The 23,140-nt window shown below is 60.5% G+C and carries 22 protein-coding genes; 8 read left to right on the top strand and 14 right to left on the bottom strand.

What is annotated here, in order from left to right:
• Window positions 1-23 precede the first annotated feature (23 nt).
• The 7 genes from ssuB to NTD80_RS11960 form a co-directional block, all read right to left on the bottom strand.
• Window positions 24-830 (bottom strand): aliphatic sulfonates ABC transporter ATP-binding protein, encoded by an 807-nt coding sequence (gene ssuB / locus NTD80_RS11990; RefSeq protein WP_065902300.1) that lies wholly within the window; start codon window positions 828-830, stop codon window positions 24-26.
• Entirely contained in the window at window positions 827-1,615 is a 789-nt protein-coding gene (gene ssuC, locus NTD80_RS11985; RefSeq protein WP_065902302.1) for an aliphatic sulfonate ABC transporter permease SsuC, read from the bottom strand. The genes ssuB and ssuC overlap by 4 nt, the downstream gene beginning before the upstream one ends.
• 9 nt (window positions 1,616-1,624) lie before the next feature.
• A complete protein-coding gene (gene ssuD / locus NTD80_RS11980; protein WP_065902304.1) occupies window positions 1,625-2,773 on the bottom strand; it encodes an FMNH2-dependent alkanesulfonate monooxygenase in 1,149 nt (382 codons plus the stop codon).
• Between the two features lie 25 nt (window positions 2,774-2,798).
• Window positions 2,799-3,767, bottom strand: a complete 969-nt coding sequence (locus NTD80_RS11975; RefSeq protein ID WP_120450412.1) for a sulfonate ABC transporter substrate-binding protein — start codon at window positions 3,765-3,767, stop codon at window positions 2,799-2,801.
• 97 nt (window positions 3,768-3,864) lie between these two features.
• On the bottom strand, window positions 3,865-4,458 hold the full coding sequence (gene ssuE, locus NTD80_RS11970) for an NADPH-dependent FMN reductase (RefSeq protein WP_015886424.1): 594 nt from the start codon (window positions 4,456-4,458) through the stop codon (window positions 3,865-3,867).
• Between the two features lie 292 nt (window positions 4,459-4,750).
• Entirely contained in the window at window positions 4,751-5,389 is a 639-nt protein-coding gene (locus NTD80_RS11965) for a peroxiredoxin (RefSeq protein WP_003213910.1), read from the bottom strand.
• Window positions 5,390-5,680: 291 nt separating this feature from the next.
• The gene (locus tag NTD80_RS11960; protein WP_262133722.1) at window positions 5,681-7,042 is read right to left on the bottom strand and encodes an OprD family porin; all 1,362 of its coding nucleotides are present in this window, start codon (window positions 7,040-7,042) and stop codon (window positions 5,681-5,683) included.
• A 370-nt stretch (window positions 7,043-7,412) separates the two neighbouring features.
• Here NTD80_RS11960 and tauA point away from each other — a divergent pair, with 370 nt between their 5' ends.
• Window positions 7,413-8,399, top strand: a complete 987-nt coding sequence (tauA, locus tag NTD80_RS11955) for a taurine ABC transporter substrate-binding protein (protein ID WP_262133721.1) — start codon at window positions 7,413-7,415, stop codon at window positions 8,397-8,399.
• Between the two features lie 41 nt (window positions 8,400-8,440).
• On the opposite strand, the gene argA is transcribed toward tauA, so the two are convergent.
• Window positions 8,441-9,739 carry an amino-acid N-acetyltransferase gene (gene argA, locus NTD80_RS11950; RefSeq protein ID WP_065902312.1) on the bottom strand — a complete coding sequence of 433 codons (1,299 nt, stop codon included), beginning with the start codon at window positions 9,737-9,739 and terminating at the stop codon, window positions 8,441-8,443.
• Between the two features lie 135 nt (window positions 9,740-9,874).
• Window positions 9,875-11,023: an acetylornithine deacetylase gene (gene argE, locus NTD80_RS11945; protein WP_262133719.1), complete on the bottom strand. Its 1,149-nt coding sequence runs from the start codon at window positions 11,021-11,023 to the stop codon at window positions 9,875-9,877.
• 158 nt (window positions 11,024-11,181) lie between these two features.
• Between argE and NTD80_RS11940 the strand changes: the two genes are divergently transcribed.
• Entirely contained in the window at window positions 11,182-12,549 is a 1,368-nt protein-coding gene (locus tag NTD80_RS11940) for an inorganic triphosphatase (protein WP_065902316.1), read from the top strand.
• 83 nt (window positions 12,550-12,632) lie between these two features.
• On the opposite strand, the gene NTD80_RS11935 is transcribed toward NTD80_RS11940, so the two are convergent.
• Window positions 12,633-13,103 (bottom strand): Lrp/AsnC family transcriptional regulator, encoded by a 471-nt coding sequence (locus tag NTD80_RS11935; RefSeq protein WP_065902318.1) that lies wholly within the window; start codon window positions 13,101-13,103, stop codon window positions 12,633-12,635.
• Window positions 13,104-13,230: 127 nt separating this feature from the next.
• Here NTD80_RS11935 and NTD80_RS11930 point away from each other — a divergent pair, with 127 nt between their 5' ends.
• The 6 genes from NTD80_RS11930 to NTD80_RS11905 all read left to right on the top strand — a co-directional run bounded on the left by NTD80_RS11930 (window position 13,231) and on the right by NTD80_RS11905 (window position 18,477).
• Window positions 13,231-13,569 (top strand): hypothetical protein, encoded by a 339-nt coding sequence (locus NTD80_RS11930; RefSeq protein ID WP_262133718.1) that lies wholly within the window; start codon window positions 13,231-13,233, stop codon window positions 13,567-13,569.
• A gap of 83 nt (window positions 13,570-13,652) precedes the next feature.
• On the top strand, window positions 13,653-15,332 hold the full coding sequence (locus tag NTD80_RS11925) for a GspE/PulE family protein (RefSeq protein WP_262133716.1): 1,680 nt from the start codon (window positions 13,653-13,655) through the stop codon (window positions 15,330-15,332).
• A gap of 77 nt (window positions 15,333-15,409) precedes the next feature.
• Window positions 15,410-16,330, top strand: coding sequence for an SPFH domain-containing protein (locus tag NTD80_RS11920; protein ID WP_065902324.1), 921 nt, complete (start codon window positions 15,410-15,412; stop codon window positions 16,328-16,330).
• A gap of 10 nt (window positions 16,331-16,340) precedes the next feature.
• On the top strand, window positions 16,341-16,787 hold the full coding sequence (locus NTD80_RS11915; protein WP_262133713.1) for an NfeD family protein: 447 nt from the start codon (window positions 16,341-16,343) through the stop codon (window positions 16,785-16,787).
• Window positions 16,788-16,856: 69 nt separating this feature from the next.
• Window positions 16,857-17,171, top strand: coding sequence for a DUF2388 domain-containing protein (locus tag NTD80_RS11910; RefSeq protein ID WP_003176799.1), 315 nt, complete (start codon window positions 16,857-16,859; stop codon window positions 17,169-17,171).
• Window positions 17,172-17,334: 163 nt separating this feature from the next.
• Complete coding sequence (locus NTD80_RS11905; protein ID WP_262133711.1) at window positions 17,335-18,477, top strand: DegT/DnrJ/EryC1/StrS family aminotransferase; 1,143 nt, start codon at window positions 17,335-17,337, stop codon at window positions 18,475-18,477.
• Window positions 18,478-18,579: 102 nt separating this feature from the next.
• Here the strand turns inward: NTD80_RS11905 and gcvH are convergent, their stop codons facing one another.
• The 4 genes from gcvH to NTD80_RS11885 form a co-directional block, all read right to left on the bottom strand.
• Window positions 18,580-18,963: a glycine cleavage system protein GcvH gene (gcvH, locus tag NTD80_RS11900; protein WP_065902330.1), complete on the bottom strand. Its 384-nt coding sequence runs from the start codon at window positions 18,961-18,963 to the stop codon at window positions 18,580-18,582.
• Between the two features lie 52 nt (window positions 18,964-19,015).
• On the bottom strand, window positions 19,016-20,098 hold the full coding sequence (gene gcvT, locus NTD80_RS11895; protein WP_262133708.1) for a glycine cleavage system aminomethyltransferase GcvT: 1,083 nt from the start codon (window positions 20,096-20,098) through the stop codon (window positions 19,016-19,018).
• 156 nt (window positions 20,099-20,254) lie between these two features.
• Complete coding sequence (locus NTD80_RS11890; RefSeq protein ID WP_262133706.1) at window positions 20,255-21,871, bottom strand: ABC transporter permease; 1,617 nt, start codon at window positions 21,869-21,871, stop codon at window positions 20,255-20,257.
• A gap of 160 nt (window positions 21,872-22,031) precedes the next feature.
• On the bottom strand, window positions 22,032-23,036 hold the full coding sequence (locus NTD80_RS11885; protein WP_262133704.1) for an extracellular solute-binding protein: 1,005 nt from the start codon (window positions 23,034-23,036) through the stop codon (window positions 22,032-22,034).
• Between the last annotated feature and the right edge of the window lie 104 nt (window positions 23,037-23,140).

Below are 23,140 nucleotides of genomic sequence, written 5' to 3'. Positions count from 1 at the left end.
GAAGCTGAAAGCTTGCCGCTGCTTTATTGCGCCCAACGCAGTTGCGTAGGCAGCGGTGAAACAGGTTCGGGTTCCGGCGGCGTGCCTGGCAACGACAACACACGGTTCAATACTTCGGCTTCCAGCGCGGCCAGGCGATGTGAGCCCCGCACCCGTGGGCGCGGCAGGTCCACGATCAGGTCGAGACCGATTTCGCCGTCTTCGATCAGGATTACCCGGTCGGCAATCGCCACGGCTTCGCTGACATCGTGGGTCACCAGCAACACGGTGAAACCGTGCTTTTGCCAGAGGTTCTCGATCAGTTGCTGCATCTCGATACGGGTCAGGGCATCCAGCGCGCCCAGCGGCTCATCCAGCAGCAACAGGCGCGGTTGGTGGATCAGCGCACGGGCCAGGGCCACGCGTTGCTTCTGGCCACCGGACAAGGCCGCTGGCCATTCATTGGCACGTTCGGCCAGGCCCACCGCTTCCAGGGCTTCCAGCGCCTTGGGACGCCAGTTGCCCTTGAGGCCCAGGCCAACGTTGTCGATGATCTTTTTCCACGGCAGCAGGCGCGCTTCCTGGAACATCAACCGCGTGTCCTCAATCGCCTCGCTCAGCGGCGCGGAACCGGCCAGCAGCTCGCCGCCGCTGGCTTTGTCCAGGCCGGCAAGCAAGCGCAGCAAAGTACTTTTACCGCAGCCGCTGCGGCCGACCACGGCCACGAACTGGCCGGCCGGAATGTGCAGGTCGATGTCCTTGAGCACTTCCCGCGCACCAAAGGCCTTGCGCAATTTGCGCACCGCCAGCGGGATACCCTTCAACAGGCGTGGAGGTTGTTGAGCGGTCATGCCGCACCTCCTTTATTCACTTGGTAAGCCGGGTGCCAGCGCAGCCACACACGTTCCAGGCCGCGGGCGGCCAGGTCGGCGAGCTTGCCGAGGATGGCGTACATGACAATGGCCAGGACCACCACGTCGGTTTGCAGGAATTCGCGGGCGTTCATCGCCAGGTAACCAATGCCGGAGCTGGCCGAGATGGTTTCCGCCACGATCAGCGTCAGCCACATAAAGCCCAGTGCGAAACGCACGCCCACCAGGATCGAAGGCAACGCGCCCGGCAGGATCACTTGACGGAACAGGCTGAAGCCGGACAAACCATAACTGCGCGACATTTCCACCAGCGCCGGATCGACGTTGCGGATGCCGTGGTAGGTGTTCAGGTAGATCGGGAACAGCGTGCCGAGGGCGACCAGGAAAATCTTCGCGGTTTCGTCGATGCCGAACCACAGGATGACCAGCGGGATCAGCGCCAGGTGCGGCACGTTGCGGATCATCTGCACCGAGCTGTCCAGCAGCCGTTCGCCCCACGTCGACAGGCCAGTGATAAAACCCAGGGCCAGGCCGATACTGCCGCCGATCACGAAGCCCAGGCCGGCACGCCAGCCACTGATGGCCAGGTGCGTCCAGATTTCGCCGCTGCGGACCAGGTTGATCCCGGCCTCAATCACCGCGCTCGGCGCCGGCAGAATGCGCGTCGACAACCAGCCCGCCGACACCGACAACTGCCACACCGCCAGCAAAAGAATCGGTAGCACCCACGGTGCCACGCGATGGCTCAATTTTTCAAAGTTCATGGCAGCGCCTCAACTCTGTGACGCAGCTTTGGGAAGGATGTCGTTGGCGACCATCTCGCCAAACGGGCTGACGTAACCGGCGCTTTTCGGCAGCTCGGGACGTTCGATATCCAAGTGGGGAAACAGCAGTTCCGCGACGCGATACGACTCTTCCAGGTGTGGGTAACCGGAGAAGATAAAGGTGTCGATGCCCAGTGCGGCGTATTCCTTCACGCGTTCCGCCACGGTTGGGCCATCGCCCACCAGCGCGGTGCCTGCACCGCCGCGTACCAGGCCGACGCCAGCCCACAGGTTGGGGCTGACTTCCAGGTTGTCACGGTTGCCGCCATGCAAGGCAGCCATGCGTTGCTGGCCGACGGAATCGAAGCGCGCCAGGGAGGCCTGGGCACGGGCGATGGTGTCGTCGTCCAGGTGGGAGATCAGTTTGTCGGCGGCTTTCCACGCCTCTTCGTTGGTTTCACGCACGATCACATGCAGGCGAATACCGAAGCGCACGGTGCGCCCCAGCTTCGCAGCCTTGGCCCGCACCTGCGCGATTTTTTCCGCGACAGCCGCCGGCGGCTCGCCCCAGGTCAGCACCATTTCCACTTGTTCGGCTGCCAGGTCCTGGGCCGCTTCGGAAGAACCGCCGAAGTACAGTGGCGGACGCGGCTGCTGGATCGGCGGGTAGAGCAATTTCGCGCCTTTGACACTGATGTGCTCGCCGTCGTAATCGACGGTTTCGCCTTCCAGCACACGCCGCCAGATCCGCGTGAATTCCACCGAGGCTTGGTAGCGCTCTTCATGGCTCAAGAACAAACCGTCGCCGGCCAACTCTTCCGGATCACCGCCCGTCACCAGGTTGAACAGTGCACGGCCACCGGACAGGCGATCCAGGGTCGCGGCCTGGCGCGCGGCCACCGTCGGGGAAATGATCCCGGGGCGCAGTGCGACAAGGAATTTCAAACGCTGGGTCACCGGAATCAGCGAAGCCGCCACCAGCCACGAATCTTCGCAGGAGCGACCGGTTGGGATCAGCACCCCACCGAACCCGAGGCGGTCCGCCGCCTGGGCCACTTGCTGCAGATAACCGTGATCAACGGCGCGAGCGCCTTCGGCGGTGCCAAGGTAATGGCCGTCGCCGTGGGTAGGCAGGAACCAGAAAATATTGAGGCTCATGGAGTTGTCTCCTGAAGAAGTCGGATTACGGCGCTTTGGCCACAGCGGCAGGTGGCGTCCAGATCACGTCCTTGATGTTCAAGGGTTTGGGGATCAATTTGAGTTGGTAGAAGCTGTCGGCGATTTTCTGTTGGGCCGCCACCACTTCCGGCGTCAGGAAATGCGCACCGTAGCCTTGGCGTTTCACCGAGGTCAGGGTGATGTCAGCCGGCAGGCCGAGCAGCGGCGCCACTTGTTCAGTGACTTCCTGCGGGTTGGCCTTGGACCATTCGCCCACGGCGCGCACTTCTTCAATCAGCGCCTTGACCACTTCAGGGTGTTTTTCGGCGTAGGGCTTGGTCGCCAGGTAGAACTGATGGTTGTCGGCGATGCCGGTACCGTCACGCAGGGTGCGCGCTTGCAGCTGTTTCTCGGCGGCCGCCTGGTAGGGGTCCCAGATCACCCACGCATCGACACTGCCACGCTCGAACGCGGCACGCGCATCGGCGGGCGGCAGGAAGACGGTCTGCACGTCGGTGTATTTGAGGCCGGCATCTTCCAGCGCACGCACCAGCAGGTAGTGCACGTTGGAGCCTTTGTTCAGCACGATTTTCTTGCCCTTGAGCTCGGCCACCGATTTGATCGTCGAATCTTTCGGCACCAGAATCGCTTCACTGGTCGGCGCTGGAGGCTCATAGGCCACATAGACCAGATCGGCACCGGCCGCCTGGGCAAATACCGGCGGGGTTTCGCCCGTGACGCCAAAGTCGATCGAGCCGACGTTCAGGCCTTCGAGCAATTGCGGGCCGCCGGGAAACTCGGTCCACTGCACCTGCACGCCCTCGGCGGCCAGGCGTTTTTCCAGGGTGCCCTTGGCCTTGAGCAGCACCAGGGTGCCGTATTTCTGGTAACCGATACGCAAGGTTTCGGCAGCCTGGGCTTGAACCATGGCGCCGAAGGACACAGCCGCAGCAAACAGTGCGACCAGACCACGACGCAAGATGACAGTGCGCATGGCGCTCTCTCCAAATAGTGCGATTAGGGGGTTGGCTGCACCTGCTTGGCCGTTGGCGGCTGAGTAAGGTGAGTACTTCTTAATGGCTGGCTGAGGCTCAGATGCTCCAGCGAGCACTCAACAAACGTTCATTCAACACATGGGGGTCAAGCGGTTTCGGGCGACGGGCCATGGCGCCGTACAGCGTCTCCAGGGCCTCGTGCAAACGGTGTTCGAGCACAGGCACCAGTTGCGCCTGGGCACTGCCTTCGCCATAGGCGATCTGACTGTCTTCGGCAAAAATGCCGTGAAGCAATTCCTGCGCCTTGAGGGCCGACAAAACCGGCTTCAAGGCGTAATCCACCGCCAGCATGTGGGCGATGCTGCCGCCGGTAGCCATCGGCAACACAATCTTGTGAGCCAGGGCGCGTTCGGGCAGCAGGTCGAGCACGGTCTTCAGCGCGCCCGAGAACGACGCCTTGTACACCGGCGTGGCGATCACCAGGCCATCGGCGTTAGCCACCTGCTGCAACAGGTCAATGACCTTGGGACTGTCGAAGCGCGCGTGCAGCAAGTCTTCAGCCGGGAAGTCCCGTATCTGGTAACTCACCACTTCCACCCCTTTGTCTTGCAACCACTGACGGGTTTTATCCAGCAAGACCCCGGAGCGGGAACGCTGGCTGGGACTGCCTCCAAGTGTTACGACCAACATGCAGGAATTCCTTGAGCAGGTGTCGGCGGTTCGCTGTGTGACGATGGCGCCAAGATGGAACAGACCTTATCAGCAGATTTATATATCTTTAAATCTTATTTTTTCATGTGTTTATTCTTTAAATGCATATAAGAGTTATCAAATCCCGGGCGAAAAAAAAGGCCGTCGAAACGGCCTGAAAACCCTTGCTATGTGAGTCGTCGGAACTATCGCTATCGCCGGCAAGCCAGCTCCTACAAATGGAATGCGATCACCTGTAGGAACTGGCTCGCCGGCGATGGCGGGATCAGCCTTAACGATTAGGCTGGGGGGTAAGGCGCAGATACGGCTTCACCGCCCGGTAACCCTTCGGAAAGCGCTTCTTGATTTCTTCCTCGTCCTTGAGCGAAGGCACGATCACCACTTCATCACCGTCCTGCCAGTTGGCGGGGGTGGCGACCTTGTGGTTGTCGGTCAGCTGCAACGAGTCGATGACCCGCAGGATTTCGTGGAAGTTGCGGCCGGTGCTGGCCGGGTAGGTGATGGTCAGGCGAATCTTTTTGTTCGGATCGATCACGAACAGGGAGCGCACGGTGAGGGTGTCACTGGCGTTCGGGTGGATCAGGTCATAAAGGTCCGACACCTTGCGATCGGCATCCGCCAGGATCGGGAAGTTGACGATGGTGTTCTGGGTTTCGTTGATGTCTTCGATCCACTTGTGGTGCGAGTCCACCGGGTCTACGGACAGAGCGATGGCCTTGACGCCGCGCTTGGCGAACTCATCCTTGAGCTTGGCAGTGAAGCCCAGCTCGGTGGTGCACACCGGGGTGAAGTCCGCCGGGTGGGAAAACAACACACCCCAGCTATCGCCCAGCCATTCGTGGAAACGAATCTTGCCGGCGCTGGAATCCTGTTCGAAGTCGGGGGCGATATCGCCCAGTCTTAGGCTCATGGTGTGGCTCCTGGTGAGTGCTTATGGAGCCCACTGTGCATGGATTGACGATTATTTAAAAAGAATAAATATCGATTTATCTAGACGATAAAGGAATATTAAAAATCTGTTCATTGGACGCCGCAACGGGCGAGGAGCAACATCCGCTTCAAGGTTCGAGAAGGCCTTGAGACGCTGTAAAAAGAGGGGTTCAGGAAGGGCCTGCGGGGGTTTGGCCCGACTTGAAACGCAAGACACCTTGCCCGGCGTAGCGCCGGGCAAGGTTTACAGTCTTACTACAGCTTCACGCTACTAGAACAGTGGCAGCGAGTAGCTGACGATCAGGCGGTTTTCGTCCTGGGAACGGGTGTTCGCCAGGTCGGTACGCCACATAGCGTTTTTCCAGGCGAAGCCGAGGTTTTTCAGCGGGCCTTCTGGAATCACGTAGGCAACGGTGATGTCGCGTTCCCACTCGGACTGGCCGGTGGTTTCAGCGCGGGCAGTAGTGTTGGCGATGGTGTCGATGTCGCTACCTTTAAGGTACACAACGCCCGCAGTCAAACCAGGTACGCCAACCTTGGCGAAGTCGTAGGCGTAACGAGCTTGCCAGGTACGCTCACCGGCACGGGCAAACTTCTGGATCTGCATATCGGTGGTGATATACGCCGACGAACCGTCACCCTGGTTCAACCAAGGGAAGTCGCTGCTGCCGTTGCTCACCTGATAGCCGCCACCAAAGGTGTGACCTGCCACGGTGTACAGGAAAAGGCCGCTGTACAGGTTGTTATCAACCTTGCCTTTACCAGCACGGAAGCCGTTGTAGTTACCAGTGGTGTAATAAGCAGAATCGTGACCGTTTGCACCGTCATCAGAGCTATTGAAATAGCGCAAATCGGATTTCAGTACACCTGGACCGATCGACCAGTTGTGAGTCAGACCGAGGAAGTGCTGCTTATAGAAATCTTCCAGGTTGCCGTAGTAGTACTGTGCAGTCAGGTCCTTGGTGAGTTTGTAATCACCACCAGCGTAGTAAAACTTGTTGCTGTCGCGGAAGGTAACACCACGGGTATTAGCACCGGCAAGCGACAGACTTTCGTTGTTGGTGGAGTTACGACCCTTGGCCTTTTCGATCTGACCGGCAACCAGCGTCAAATCCTTGATGTCGTTGGTGGTGATCTGGCCACCTTGGAAGGTTTGCGGCAGCAGACGACCGTCGTTGGTCACGATCACTGGCAGCTTAGGCTGCAGGGTGCCCAGCTTCAGTTCGGTTTGGGAGATCTTGACCTTACCGGTTACGCCCAGGCTGGCGTAATCGTTGACGGCTTTGTTGCCATCGCTTGGGAACACGGTGCCGCCGGAAGCGGAGCCAGTGTAGTTACCGTGTTCTGCACGGCTGGAATCGAGGCGTACGCCGTAAAGGCCGATCGCGTCAACACCGAACTGAACAGTACCTTGGGTGTAACCCGAGATGAAACGCAGGTCGAAGCCTTGGCCCCATTCGGCGTTTTTGCTCGCCGAGTTAGAGGTGCCACGGTGGCCATCACGGTTATCGGTGTTGATGTAGAAGTTACGCAGCCCCAGTGTTGCCTTGCTATCTTCGATGAAACCGGCGGAGTTTGCCTGTTGGGCAATCGCAGCTACAGCCACGGCCAACGCCAATGTTGACTTCTTCATGTACCGCTCCTCTCATTTCTAATTTTTGTATTTCTTTGGTCTTGGGTCTGACGCCCTCGATCCACAGATGCGCGATTAGCGCCAGATAGTGACTACCAAGTCAATCGTAACCTTGTGTGTCTACTACCTTCGTCTAATCGCAGTTAATTTGGTCCCTGCAGGGTAATGAGTTTTTCATACACCCAAAAAGAATTGTTTCATTCTTTTTCATACGATTCAGGAATAAGACTTTCCATGGCGCGAACGGGTCAGCATAGACGAGCCGCTCCATAAGCTAATTCCCAAAGGGTATTTGTTAGCGCTTTTTTAGATCGATTAGTGTGGCCGTACCGTTTCATACGTCACCCACGATCAAAAAGGCGACGCCATCATGGCCAAAGGCACATCCTCCCGTCAATTTGTTACAGTTTTTGTGTCACTAATACTTTCTTTTGGTGTCAAAGCCGCCGATTTAACCGTCGGCTACCAAACGGGTATCGACCCCAGCAAAGTCCCACAGGCCGATGGCCTCTATGAAAAGGCCATTGGCGAGAAAATTGCCTGGCGCCGATTCAACAGCGGGCCGGAAGTCGTCACTGCGATCGCCTCGGGTGATGTGCAAATCGGCAACCTCGGTTCCAGCCCCCTCGCCGCAGCTGCATCGCGCAGTCTACCGATCGTCGCGTTTATCGTATCGGCGCAGATCAATACTTCTGAAGCATTGGTGGTGCGCAACGGCAGCGGCATCGACAAACCCGAAGACCTGGTCGGCAAGACCATCGCCACGCCCTTTGTCTCCACCTCTCATTACAGCCTGCTCGGTGCATTGAAGCATTGGGGGCTGGACACCCGGAAAGTCAAAGTGGTGAACCTGCAACCTGCCGAAATTGCCGCCGCGTGGAAACGGGGTGATATCGACGGCGCTTTTGTCTGGTCACCTGCGCTCGGAGAGATCCGCAAGACCGGCAAGACCCTGACAGACGCGGCCCAGGTGGGTCAGTGGGGCGCACCGACGTTTGAGGTGTGGGTAGCACGCAAGGATTTTGCGCAAAAACATCCTGACGTAGTGGCCAGGTTTGCCAAGGTCACACTGGACTCTTTCGCCGACTACGCCGCCCATAAAGATGCCTGGACAGTGGACTCCGAGCCGGTACAGAAAATCGCCAAACTGACAGGCTCAAACGCCGCCGACATTCCAGAGCTGTTGGCCGGTACCACCTTCCCGGACGCCAAGGCGCAGCAGACCGACGCACTGCTCAAAGGCGGCACGGCGAAGGCGATTGGAGAGACGGCGAAGTTCTTGAAGGAACAAGGCAAGGTCGAGACGGTGCTGCCGGACTATTCGGCCTTTGTGACCGACCAATTCATCAAGCCCTGACCCTGCAGGAGCCGGCTTGCCGGCTCCTGCAGAATGGGGGGTTACAGCGCCTTTTCGAAGATCTTCGAATTACGCTGGTAGTTGTACAGCGACGCCCGTGCCGACGGCAGACGATCAACACTGCTCGGCACGAAGCCCCGCTCGCGGAACCAGTGGGCAGTGCGCGTGGTAAGCACGAACAAGGTCTTCAAACCCTGGGCCCGCGCACGAGTTTCGATGCGTTCGAGCAGCTCATCACCGCGCCCGCCGTGGCGGTATTCCGGGTTCACCGCCAAGCATGCCAGCTCACCTGCGTCCGAATCCGCGATCTGATACAGCGCCGCACAGGCGATGATCATGCCTTCGCGCTCGACCACACTGAATTGCTCGATCTCACGCTCCAGCACTTCGCGCGAACGACGCACCAGGATGCCCTGCTCTTCCAGCGGGCTGATCAGGTCCAGCAAGCCACCGACGTCTTCAATCGCCGCCTCACGAACCAGCTCGAATTGTTCCTGGGCCACCAGCGTACCGCCGCCGTCCCGGGTGAACAGTTCGGTGAGCAGCGCACCGTCTTCGGCGTAACTGACGATATGGCTGCGCCCGACGCCGCCACGGCAAGCCTCGGCGGCGGCATCCAACAGCTCGGCCTGGTAGTTGCTGCCCAGGCGTTGCAGGTGCGCCGGCACTTGCTGCGGACGCAGCTCGCGGACCAAGCGGCCATTTTCATCGATCAGGCCGAGGTCGGCGCCGAACAGCAACAGCTTGTCGGCCCCCAGGTCGATAGCGGCGCGAGTGGCGACGTCCTCGCAGGCCAGGTTGAAAATCTCACCCGTCGGCGAATAGCCCAGCGGCGACAGCAACACGATGGAGCGCTCGTCCAGCAGGCGATTGATGCCCTTGCGGTCGACGCGGCGCACTTCGCCGGTGTGGTGGTAATCCACGCCTTCGAGCACGCCGATAGGTCGCGCGGTCACCAGGTTGCCGCTGGCCACCCGCAGGCGCGAGCCCTGCATCGGCGACGAGGCCATGTCCATGGAAAGGCGCGCTTCGATGGCGATGCGCAGGTGGCCGACCGCGTCGATCACACACTCCAGGGTTGCGGCATCGGTGATGCGCAGGCCTTCGTGGTAAGCCGGAGTCAGGCCGCGCGCCTCAAGGCGCGCTTCGATCTGTGGGCGCGAACCGTGCACCAGCACCAGCCGCACGCCGAGGCTGTGCAGCAGCACCAGGTCGTGGACGATATTGCCGAAGTTCGGATGTTCCACACCGTCGCCAGGCAGCATGACCACGAAGGTGCAGTCCCGGTGAGCATTGATGTAGGGCGAAGCGTGACGAAGCCAATTGACGTATTCGGGCATAAAACCTGGGCCTGTAATAAAAAGCAGCCGAAAAAGGATGAATCGTGAAAACGCACAGCGGGCTGATGGTTATCGTCGGAACAGGCTTGGCGACACGCTCGCTCTCCTTCTATGTACGAACAGGCAAGGGTTAATTTATGCAGGTTTCAGGCAGTAATGTTCGATCAATTCACGCAATAGATGCACTGTAGGCGTCAAGCGTGACATTTCGAGGTACTCGCCCGGTTGGTGGGCGCAGGCGATATCGCCAGGGCCGAGCACCAGGGTTTCACAACCAAGGCGCTGAAGATAAGGCGCTTCCGTGCCGAACGCTACTGCTTCGGCACGATGACCGGTCAATCGTTCCGCAACTCGCACCAACTCGGCGTCTTCGGCTTGCTCGAACGGCGGCACTTCGGGGAACAACGGCGCATAGTCGATCTTGACCTTGTGGCGCTCGGCCAAGGGTTCGAGCTTCTGCCGGATCGCGGCGCGCAGCACCTGCGGGTCCATGCCGGGCAATGGCCGCAGGTCGAATTCCAGGGAGCACTGGCCGCAGATACGGTTGGGGTTGTCGCCGCCATGAATACAGCCGAAGTTCATGGTCGGCTGCGGTACGCTGAATTGCGGGTTGCGGTACTCGCGCTGCCAGGCCAGGCGCAGGCCGCGCAGTTCGCCGATGGCGTCATGCATGGCTTCCAGGGCACTGTGGCCCAGGCTCGGATCCGACGAATGGCCGCTCTGGCCGAGGATGTCGATGCGTTCCATCATCACGCCCTTGTGCAGGCGGATCGGCTTGAGGCCGGTAGGCTCGCCGATCACCGCCGCACGGCCCAACGGGCGACCTGCCTCGGCCAGCGCGCGGGCGCCGGACACGGAGCTTTCTTCATCACAGGTGGCCAGGATCAGCAACGGCTGCTTGAACGGTTGATCGAGCAACGGCAACACGGCCTCAATCGCCAGCGCGAAAAAACCCTTCATGTCGCAGCTGCCCAATCCTACCCAGCGGCCGTCGACTTCCGTCAGCTTGAGCGGATCGGTCTTCCACAACGCTGCGTCATACGGAACGGTATCGCTATGACCGGCCAGCACCAGGCCGCCGGGGCCACTGCCGAAGCTGGCGAGCAGGTTGAATTTGCCGGGGCTGACCTGCTGGATGTCGATGGCGAAACCCAGGTCACCCAGCCAACCGGCGAGCAAATCGATGACCGGTCGGTTGGTCTGGTCGAGAGACGCTTGGGTACAACTGACCGAAGGCGCGGCAATCAGCGCGGCGAACTGCTCTTTCATGGACGGTAACGGCATGCGCGGCCTCTCAACTTCCCGGATGAGCCCCACTATAGAGCCATCTGCACGACACAATAAACCGTTGCGGCGCGTTGCCGGGCTCAGTCCTGTACACTGCACGGCCTTGGCAGCCACTCTTTTCCCCGGCTGCGCTCCCGATCCTGGATTTTCCGGCCATGCAGAAAGAAACCGAAATCAAGCTCCGCGTCAGCCGCGAAACACTCGCCGCGCTGCGTGAGCACCCGCTACTGAAAAAACGCAACAAAAGTGGCTGGGAACGCCGTGAGTTGATGAACCAGTACTTCGACACCCCCGAACGCGACCTGGCCCAGGCCAAGGTCGCGCTGCGTCTGCGCAAGGACGGTGACGACGTGATCCAGACCCTCAAGACCCGTGGCCAGAGCGTCGCCGGTTTGTCGGAACGTAATGAGTACAACTGGGAATTGCCCAAAGCCAAGCTCGACGTGAAGAAACTCGACGGCGACTGCTGGCCCGAGCAACTGGCCGAGCTGGATAAAAAGACCCTCAAGCCAATCTTCACCACTGACTTCGTGCGTGAGCGCGCCGAAATCGCCTGGGGCCGAGGCAAAGCCAAAGTAGTAATCGAAGCGGCCCTGGACCTCGGCCACGTGGTGGTCGGCAAGCAGAAAGAAGAAATCTGCGAGCTGGAACTGGAACTGCGCGAAGGCGAACCGGCGGCCCTGCTGGAACTGGCCGCCGAGTTGGCCGCCACCCTCGCACTGATGCCGTGCGACATCAGCAAGGCCGAGCGCGGCTACCGCCTGTACGACGCCAGCAGCTACTCCCTGAGCCTGCCGGCGCCGCAGCTGCACGCCGAAATGCCGTTGGATGACGCGTTCGCCGCGATCATGTGGCACCTGTTGGGCAGCAGCCAGCGCCTGGCCGAGCAATACCGTTTCAATGGTCACTGGCGCCTGTTGCAGGACTGGGTCGACAACCTCGGCGAACTGCGTGCCCTGATCGGCAGCCTTGGCCAGGCCGCACCGCGTCAATCCACCAGCGAACTGCGCAGCGCACTGGATGCCCTGCTGGAAGACTGGCGCCCGCTGGTGCAGGCCGGTGACGACGATGAAGACATTCGCAAGGCCGCGCCGGAGCAGTTCATCGAAGAATTGGACGACGTGCGCTGGGGCCTGTTCTCACTGAACGCTTCGCGCTGGCTGCTGGCGCGTGCCTGGACGGCGGATCGCAATGTGCGTGGCAACCGCCAGGGCGCCGCGCAAATCACCAACTGGCTGCCGCGCCTGCTCGCCGACGATGCTGTTGCCCTGCAACTGCCGCGCTACCAGCAGCAACCGGAAGATCTCGCCGAGCAGCTGCCGCGTATCGAACGCATCCAGGCCTGGCTGCATCATGCCCGCCAGGTGGTGGACATTCCGGAACTGGATCGCCTGTACGGTGAGCTGAACAAGCTGGTGCAACTGGCCAACCAGCCGATCACCGATGAATCGCTGGATGCGCGCATGCACCAGGCGATTGCGGTGTATCAGAACCGCGCGTGGAAGACCCTGCTGCGTCTGTAAGCGCTATCGCCAGCAAGCCGGCGCCTGCATTGGCATACATTCCCTTGCGGGAGCCGGGCCTGGCCGCGATGCGGCCGGCTCGGTCAGCGCAGGACCGGCAGGCTGGTGGTCGACTTGATCTCGGATAACGCGACGATCGAGTTGACCTCCTGGATCCCCGGCACCATCGACAGTTTTTCGAAGAAAAACCGCTCGTACGCCTCAATATCCGCCGTCACGATGCGCAACAGAAAATCCACCGCCCCCATCAGCACATAACACTCCAGCACTTCCGGAAACCCGCGAATCGCCTCGGTGAACTCCGTGAAGTTGGACCGCCCGTGGGCGTTGAGTTTGATCTCGGCGAAAATCTGCGTGTTGAGGCCGATCTTCTTGCGATCCAGCAGGGTGACCTGGCCACGGATCACGCCCTCCTCCTTGAGCCGCTGGATACGCCGCCAGCACGGCGACTGGGACAGGCCGACCTGCTCGGCGATCTGCGCGCTGGAAAGCGAGGCATCCTCTTGCAGCAGGGCCAGGATGCGGCGATCGTAGGCGTCCAATTCACTGTGCATAAAAATACCTGTTCTGATACTTATCTTGAATTGATTGAGTTTATTAATCGTCAATTTCGCCCATCTTAGATAAGAAATCTCCGGTGACGAATGTAAAAATTTCTCCAGTCGAATCTGGAGAGTCAGCATGCACGCCGTCGAAACCACCCACCCTGCCACCCGCGTCGATGCATGGGCCGTCAGCAGCGCCCATTGCCAGGCGCATTATCTGATCGTTGCCGAGGCTGAACCCGATGTGGTGTGCCGGGTACTCAACTATTTCGCCCTGCAGTTCCTCACCCCCGCGCAGGTGTCGGTGAACCGCGAGGCAGACCTGCTGCACATCGAAATCGTCATGGATGGCCTGAGCTGGCACCGCGCCCAAGTGATCGGTGAAAAGATTCGAAACCTGATCAGCGTATGCTCGCTGCAGGTGGACCAAGCCGACTGCGTAGGGGCTCAGGCGCTGGTGGCAGCGACTCGGTAAAAGGCTGCAATACACGCGGGGAGGAAGATATCCAGGCGCTGGCTAGCGTGTAGCTTACATCCGCTGCCAGCCAGGAAACCCGCATGCCCCTTGATCGTCGATTGGAACTGCATCAACTGCTGCCGGCATTGGTCGACGATGGGCTGGTCACACCCGAGGTGGCGCAACGGTTGTCGACCCTGCCGGCCAGTCATAGCCGGCATCCACTGGAATGCATCGCTGCCGAAGGCCCCTGCCTGGAAACCCTGACCCAGTGGCTGGCCGAGCATGTCGGGCAAGCGTATCTGCGCATCGACCCGCTGAAGATCGACGTGGCGACGATTGTGCCGCTGATGTCCTACGCCTTCGCCCAACGCCACGCCATCCTGGCGGTCGCGGTGGATGCGCAGACCGTCACGGTCGCCAGCGCCCAGCCCTATATCACCAGCTGGGAAGCCGGACTTGCCCAAGTGCTCAAGCGCTCGATCCAGCGCAGGGTGGCCAACCCGCAAGAGATCCAACGCTGCATCGGCGAGTTTTATCGGTTGGCGAAGTCCGTCAGTGGCGCAGAGCAAAAGGTCGCGACGCCCGGCACTGCAGACCTGCTCAACCTCGGTGCCAGTGACCAGGAGGCAGATGCCAATGACGCGCATATCGTCAATATCGTCGACTGGCTGTTGCAGTACGCATTCGGCCAACGGGCCAGTGATATCCATGTCGAACCGTGCCGCGACCAGGGTCGGGTGCGCTTTCGCATCGACGGGCTGTTGCACGACGTTTATCAGTTTCCGCCCCAGGTCACGATGGCGGTGGTCAGCCGCTTGAAAAGCCTGGGCCGCATGAACGTCGCGGACAAACGCAAACCCCAGGACGGTCGGATCAAGACCAAGAGCCCGACAGGTGCGGAAGTTGAGCTGCGCCTCTCGATCTTGCCCACCGCGTTTGGCGAGAAACTGGTGATGCGGATTTTCGACCCGCAGGTGCTGCTCAGGGATTTTGACCAATTGGGCCTTTCCAGCGACGACCAGCAACGCTGGCAGGCCATGACCCGCCAGGCCAATGGCATCATCCTGGTGACCGGACCGACCGGCTCAGGCAAGACCAGCACCCTTTACACCACGCTCAAGCAACTGGCGACCCGCGAGGTCAACCTGTGCACCGTGGAAGACCCCATCGAGATGGTTGAGCCTTCGTTCAACCAGATGCAGGTGCAGCACAGCATCGGCCTGACCTTCGCCAGCGGCATCCGCGCCCTGCTGCGCCAGGACCCGGACATCATCATGATCGGCGAGATTCGCGACCAGGAAACCGCAGAAATGGCGATCCAGGCTGCGCTGACCGGACACCTCGTGCTGTCGACTTTGCATACCAACGATGCACCGGGTGCCATCAGCCGCCTGCAGGAACTGGGAATTGCTCATTATTTGATCAAGGCGACGCTACTGGGCGTCATGGCGCAGCGCCTGGTGCGCCTGTTATGCCCTCACTGCAAGCGCGCCATGGGTGACACCCACGAGGCCAGCGGTTGTGTGGAGTGCCGGCACAGCGGCTACCGCGGCCGTGCCGGGGTCTACGAGGTGATGGTCATGACTGAACACCTCAAGGCCCTGATCACGCCCGCCGCCGATGTGCACGCCCTGCGTCAGGCGGCCATTTCCCAGGGCATGTGCAGCTTGCGCATGGCCGGCATGCACAAGGTAAAGGCGGGGCTCACCTCGCTAGCGGAGGTATTACGGGTAACGCCTGGGGATTCGGTAACAAATCCTTTGCTGGTTGCGCGGTGAAAGCGTCTTTATCGGTGACAACCCCGTTACAATCGGCCGACTGTCGTTTTACTGACATTCTTAGATAAGGAATCGCTATGCAGATCGGAACCGTACTGCTTCTTTTCGTGGGGTTGGCCGTCGCCATCCTCTTCATGGGTTTCAAGGTAGTGCCCCAAGGCTACCAGTGGACGGTCGAGCGCTTTGGCCGCTACACCAACACCCTCAAGCCCGGCCTGAACATCATCATCCCGGTCATGGACCGCATCGGTCGCAAGATCAACGTGATGGAAAGCGTGCTGGATATCCCGCCGCAGGAAGTGATCACCGCCGACAACGCCACCGTGCAGATCGACGCCGTGTGCTTCTTCCAGGTCGTCAATACCGCCCAGGCCGCCTACGAGGTCAACAACCTCGAGCACGCCATCCGCAACCTGCTGCAAACCAATATCCGTACTGTGCTCGGCTCGATGGAGCTGGATGCGATGCTCAGCCAGCGTGACGGCATCAACGAAAAACTGCTGAAAACCGTGGATGAAGCCACCGCCCCCTGGGGTATCAAGATCACCCGTATCGAGATCAAGGACATCAGCCCGCCCGCCGACCTGATGGCTGCCATGTCCGGCCAGATGAAAGCCGAGCGGATCAAGCGTGCACAAATCCTCGAGGCCGAAGGCCTGCGCGCATCGGCGATCCTGACCGCCGAAGGCAAGAAGCAGGCGCAGATTCTCGAAGCCGAAGGTAGCCGTCAGGCGGCCTTCCTTGAGTCCGAGGCCCGCGAGCGCCAGGCCGAAGCCGAAGCGCGCGCCACCCAGGTGGTGTCGGAGGCGATCGCATCGGGCAACGTGCAGGCGGTCAACTACTTCGTCGCGCAAAAATACATCGACGCCTTGGGCAAGCTGGCTTCGGCCAACAACAGCAAGGTCATCCTGATGCCGCTGGAAGCCAGCCAAGTAATCGGCGCGGTCGGCGGTATCGGCGAGATCGTCAAGGCAACGTTCGACAGCAAGAAAGGCTGAGGCCATCGCCATGTGGGATTTCCTGCTGAATTTGTCATTCTGGGATTGGCTGGCACTCGGCACCGTGCTGTTGATACTCGAGGTATTCGGCGCTGGTGGCTACCTGCTGTGGATGGGCATCGCAGCAGCCGCAGTCGGCGTGATCAAGTTCCTGGTCCCGCCCTTGGGACTGGAATGGCAACTGCTGCTGTTCGCCGTATTGTCGATCCTCACGGCGGTGTATTGGTGGAAACGCCAGCGCAGCAGCGCCAAGGTCAGTGACCAACCAGGGCTGAACGAACGTGGCTCCGAGCTGGTCGGGCGCACCTTTGTGGTGCATCAGGCAATTGTCGAGGGTCGCGGCAAGGTAAAAGTCGGCGATGGCGTGTGGATGGTCACCGGTCCCGACAGCCCTGTAGGCGCTCACGTACGGGTAATTGGTCGGGAAGGTGCAGTATTGGAGGTTGAAACTGTTTAGTCAGTGATGGAACTCGGCTGGGCTTACTACAATCATAAAGTACAGATAACCCACCCGGAGTCACCCATCATGCGTCTCAAATATGCTGTCGCAACCCTTGCTGTGCTTTCCCTCCCTGTCGGTTCAGCCATGGCCGACAGCTTCTGGCGCAATGTCATCTCGTCGGGCGCCACCACCGGCTCGACGTACCTGACTTTCAAGGACCACAAGCTGGTGGTCGCTGCACAAGACGACGCCGGCAGTTTCGTTGCCAGCGACGGCGGCATTCGTGGCCCATACCTGGAAGCTGCGATGCAGAAAGTCCGCGCCGATAACCCTGGCCTGCAGGCCACGGACATGGAGCTGGCCAACGCCATCCTCGCGAAAAACGCTGTCACCGAGTGATTTTCACTCCCTGAAGAATGCCGCTGATAAAGCGGCATTTTTTTGCCCGTGACACGACGATTCATTCACGGATGACAGGCTATATTCAGTCTAGCCGTGCAACCATGCCGGTACTGATACCTTGCCTACTCATCGCCAATCTGAAACGGATGCCTTCGTCGTCATGAGCCAACAGCCTTTTCTGCCATTTTCCAAACCTACCATTGATGAAGCCACCATCTCGGCGGTGGGCGATGTATTGCGCTCGGGCTGGATCACCAGCGGGCCAAAAGTGCAGGCATTCGAGGCGCAGCTGTCGGAATATTTTGGCGGTCGCCCGGTGCGTACGTTCAACTCGGGCACCTGCACCATGGAGATAGCCCTGCGCATCGCGGGCATCGGCCCAGGTGATGAAGTCATCACCACGCCGATCTCCTGGGTTGCCACGGCCAACGTGATCCTGGAAGTGGGCGCCACGCCGGTGTTCGCCGACATCGACCCGGTCACTCGCAATATCGACCTGGCCCAGGTCGAAGCAGCGATTACCCCGCGTACCAAGGCGATCATCCCGGTGTACCTCGCCGGTCTGCCGCTGGATATGCCGATGCTCTATGCCCTGGCTAACAAGTACAACTTGCGCATCATTGAAGACGCGGCCCAGGCGCTGGGGTCCAGCTGGGATGGCGAGCGCATTGGGGCCACGGGTGACTTCGTGTCGTTCAGCTTCCAGGCCAACAAGAACATCACCTCCTCCGAGGGCGGTTGCCTGGTGCTGAATAACGCTGAAGAAGCGCGCCTGGCGGAAAAATATCGCCTGCAGGGCGTCACCCGCACGGGTTTCGACGGCCTGGATGTGGATGTGCTGGGCGGCAAGTTCAACATGACCGATATCGCCGCCGCCATCGGCTTGGGGCAGTTCGCGCATATCGAGAAGATCACCGCCCATCGCCAGAATCTGGCGCGACACTACTTCAAGTGCTTTGGCAGCGACTTCGAGGAAAAGTATGGCGCGCAATTGCCGCCGGCGGACTTCGAGAACAGTAACTGGCACCTGTTCCAGCTGGTGCTGCCGGAGCGTCAGGACGGCCTGCCCGCCCGCGCCACCTTTATGGAGCAGATGCAAGCCCATGGCGTCGGCATTGGCTATCACTACCCGCCGATCCACCTGCTGAGCCTGTATCGGGCGCAGGGATTCAAGGAAGGCATGTTTCCGATAGCTGAGCGTGTGGGACGTTTGATCGTGTCGTTGCCGATGTTTACGGCGATGACAGAGGCAGATGTGGAGCGTTCGGTGGCAGCCGTCAAGGCAGTGCTGCAAGCCGGCTAGTCACAATCGACTGTGGGCGCTGGCTTGCCTGCGACTGCATCACCTGGGTATCACTGATACACCGAGGTGCCCGCATCGCAGGCAAGTCAGCGCCTAAATGGTTTACTCGCCGATGGCAGCTTTGTAGCCGGCGGCGTCCAGCAGTTTTTCCAGGTCAGCCGGGTTGCTTGGCTTGAGCTTGAAGATCCATGCGCCATACGGGTCAGAGTTCAGCAGCTCAGGGCTACCACTCAGCTCTTCGTTGACGGCAATCACTTCGCCTGCCACCGGGGCATAGATATCCGAAGCGGCCTTGACCGACTCCACCACACCCGCCTGATCAGTCGCGCCAAACTGGGCGCCAACCTCGGCCAGCTCAACAAACACCACGTCCCCCAGCGCTTCCTGAGCGTGGTCGGAAATACCGACAGTCACCGTGCCGTCAGCTTCCAGACGAGCCCATTCGTGACTTTCAGCAAAACGCAGGTCGGCAGGGATATCGCTCATAATCTGTGTCCTCAAGAAGTAATGTCAGCGGCCTTTGGCCTGCCGGAAATAGTTAGATCAGGGTTTTGCCATGGCGCACGAAGGTCGGCTTGACCACTCGAACCGGGTACCACTTGCCGCGGATTTCCACTTCGGCCCGATCGGCTGTCGCCGTCGGTACACGCGCCAGGGCAATGGATTTGCTCAGCGTAGGAGAGAAACTACCACTGGTGATCTCTCCTTCGCCAACATTGGCGATACGAACCACCTGATGAGCGCGTAAAACCCCGCGTTCTTCAAGCACCAGCCCGACCAGTTTGAACTGCACACCCGCCGCCAGTTCAGCTTCCAGCGCGGCACGCCCGATGAACTCGCGTTCGGCCGGCTCCCAGGCAATGCTCCAGGCCATGTTGGCCGCCAGCGGCGAAACGTCCTGGTGGATATCCTGGCCATACAGGTTCATGCCGGCCTCCAGGCGCAGCGTATCGCGGGCGCCAAGGCCGATGGGTGAAATACCGGCACCCACCAGGTCATTGAAGAAACCCGGGGCCTGATCGGCAGGCAGCACAATTTCCAGGCCGTCTTCACCGGTATAACCGGTGCGGGCGATAAACCAGTCGCCATCGGCCTGGCCTTCGAAGGGCTTGAGCTGGTGGATCAGGGTGGCGCGCGCCTGGGTCACCAGTTCGGCGATCTTCTGCCGGGCGTGCGGGCCTTGAATGGCCAGCATGGCCAACTCGGGGCGCTCATGCAGCTGCACCGCGTAGCTGCCCAACTGCGCCTGCATCCAAGCCATGTCCTGGTCGCGGGTGGCGGCATTGACCACCAGGCGGTAGCCACTTTCGGTACGGTAGACGATCATGTCGTCCACCACTCCGCCCTGCTCATTGAGCATGGCGCTGTAGAGCGCACGGCCGCAGCCATGCAAACGATCGACATCATTGGCCAGCAGGTGCTGGAGCCATTCCTTGGCCTGGGGGCCGGTGACATCGATCACGGTCATGTGAGATACATCAAACACCCCGCAGTCGCGTCGCACCTGATGGTGTTCTTCAACTTGCGAGCCGTAGTGCAGAGGCATATCCCAACCGCCAAAATCGACCATTTTCGCGCCTAGGGCGAGATGCAGGTCATACAGAGGCGTACGCTGTCCCATGGGTTTCTCCTTCCGGGCGTGGCGAAGGTGCGCAGCGTTGCCGTTCGCGCTGGACACCTTGATTTACAAGGCCTGCAGCCACGCACAGCGACTCGATCCGAAAGACGGACCGCACCGAATGCCGCGCATTGTAGCCTCAAGCCGTAGGACTGGCACCTAACCGATTTGCCGGGCAGAGCGTCGGATCAGCCCGATCACCGGCAGCAAGCCCACCAACACCAGGGTCAAGGCCGGTAATGACGCCCGCGCCCACTCCCCTTCGCTGGTCATTTCGAAAATCCGCACGGCCAGGGTGTCCCAGCCAAAAGGCCGCATCAGCAGGGTTGCGGGCATTTCCTTGAGCACATCGACAAATACCAGCAGCGCCGCGCTCAATGTCCCGGGCAGCAACAGCGGCAGATACACTTTGCAAAACAGTCGTGAACCACTCACCCCGAGACTGCGCGCCGCCTCCGGCAGGGACGGGCGGATGCGTGCCAGGCTGTTTTCCAGCGGACCATAGGCCACCGCCAGGAAACGCACCAGATACGCCAGCACCAGCGCCGACAGGCTACCCAACAGCAAGGGCTTGCCCGCGCCGCCGAGCCATGCCGACAGCGGCACCACCAGCTCACGGTCCAGGTAACTGAACGCCAGCATGATCGACACAGCCAGCACCGAGCCCGGCAGGGCGTAGCCGACGTTGGCCAGGCTGATGCCGGAGCGAATCGCCCGGGTCGGCGCCAGGCGGTTGGCGAACGCCAATAGCAACGCCACGCTGACGGTGATCAGCGCCGCGATGCCGCCCAGGTAGAGGGTATGCACGATCAGGCCTGAATAACGTTCATCCAGGTCGAAGCGGCCACGCTGCCAGAACCAGGCGACCAGTTGCAGCATCGGAATCACAAAGGCACAGGCAAACACCAGGCCACACCAACTGCTGGCCGCGACCGCCTTGAACCCTCGCAAGTGATACAGGGCTTTACCCCGTGGTCGTTCATTGCCTGGACGGCTGGCACCCCGTGCACGCCGCTCGCCATACAGCACCAGCATCACCACCAGCAGCAACAGGCTGGCCAGCTGGGCTGCGCTGGACAGACTGAAAAAGCCGTACCAGGTCTTGTAGATGGCGGTGGTGAAGGTGTCGAAGTTGAACACCGAGACCGCGCCGAAATCCGCCAGGGTCTCCATCAATGCCAACGCCACACCCGCGCCAATCGCCGGCCGCGCCATGGGCAAAGCCACACGCCAGAACGCTTGCCAGGGCGACTGCCCCAACACCCGCGCGGCTTCCATCAGGCCTTTGCCCTGGGCCAGAAACGCGGTGCGCGCCAGCAGGTACACATAGGGATAGAACACCAGCACCAACACAATGATCACGCCGCTGGTTGATCGAACTCGCGGCAGGCGCAAGCCGGTGCCAAACCATTCGCGCAGAAGGGTTTGCACCGGGCCGGCGAAGTCCAGCAAGCCGACGAACACAAACGCAAGCACATAGGCAGGAATAGCGAAGGGCAGCATCAACGCCCAATCCAGCCAGCGCCTGCCGGGAAATTCGCAGAGGCTGGTCAGCCAGGCCAGGCTCACGCCCAACAGGGTGACGCCAACGCCAACCCCCAGCACCAGGGTCAGGGTGTTGCCCAAGAGGCGAGGCATCTGGGTTTCCCACAGATGGGCCCAGATTTGCGCATCGATGCTTTGCCAGGACAGCAACAGTACGCTCAGCGGCAGCAGCACCAGGGCAGCGACGGTGAAGACCGGCAGGTACCAGCGGCGTTGGGCGGGGTGGGCCAAAGGTGATTCTCAGTGGAGGAATAGCTTGAAATCGCCGCACATTAGTGTGGGAGCTGGCTTGCCTGCGATGCAGGCACCTTGATGTATCAGTGATACCCAGGTGATGCAATCGCAGGCAAGCCAGCTCCCACATTTGATCTGCGGTGCTTTTAGGTCGGGCTTAGTTCCAGCCCGCCCGATCCATCAAACGAATCGCCTCGGCCTGGCGCTTGCCCGCGACTTCAACCGGCAAGGTGTCGGCGACGAACTTGCCCCAGGTCGCCACTTCGGCCGACGGCGGTACCGCCGGGTTGGCCGGGAACTCCTGGTTTACATCGGCAAAGATCTTCTGCGCCTCAGGCGTGGTCATCCACTCCACCAAGGCCTTGGCGGCTTCCGGGTGTGGCGCGTTTTTGGTCAGGCCGATACCCGACAGGTTCACATGCACGCCACGGTCGCCCTGGTTTGGCCAGAACAGCTTCACCGCGAGCGCCGGGTTCTGCTTGTGCAGGCGGCCGTAATAGTAGGTGTTGACGATACCCACGTCGCACTGGCCGGCGTTGATCGCCTCCAGTACCGCGATGTCGTCCGAGAATACATCGGTGGACAGGTTGTTGACCCAGCCCTTGACGATTTCTTCGGTCTTGGCCGCACCATGGGTTTCGATCAGGGTGGCGGTCAGCGACTGGTTGTAGACCTTCTTCGCCGTGCGCAGGCACAGGCGGCCTTCCCATTGCTTGTCGGCCAAGGCCTCATAAGTGGTCAGGTCATCCGGTTTGACCCGGTCGGTTGAATAGGCGATGGTCCGCGCGCGCAGGCTCAAACCGGTCCAGGCGTGGTTTGAGGAGCGGTATTGCAGGGGGATGTTCTTGTCGATCACCGCGGAGGTGAACGGCTGCAGGATGCCCATTTGCTCGGCCTGCCAGAGGTTGCCGGCGTCGACGGTCAGCAACAGGTCGGCGGTGGCGTTTTCGCCCTCGGCCTTGATGCGCTGCATCAGCGGGGCTTCCTTGTCGGTAATGAACTTCACCTTCACACCGGTCTTCTGGGTGTAGGCGTCGAACACCGGCTTGATCAGTTCGTCGATGCGCGAGGAGTAGACCACGACTTCATCGGCGGCCTGCACGGTGGTGCTGCCGACCAGGGTGAGTGCCAGGGCAGTCAGGAGGCGCTTGGGTGCCAACATGGGTGCGGTCTCTCATTTGCAAAAAGAAGGCAAATGATAAGGACTCACATTTGGTGGCGCTTGGCGGAGGCGTTACCAGATGTTGCACGAGGCTCGCCTCGTCT

Source organism: Pseudomonas sp. 13B_2.1_Bac1 (assembly GCF_025466155.1).
Lineage (GTDB): Bacteria > Pseudomonadota > Gammaproteobacteria > Pseudomonadales > Pseudomonadaceae > Aquipseudomonas > Aquipseudomonas aylmerensis.
Note: the sequence above shows the minus strand (reverse complement) of the source record. Positions and strands in the feature narration are given on the sequence as shown.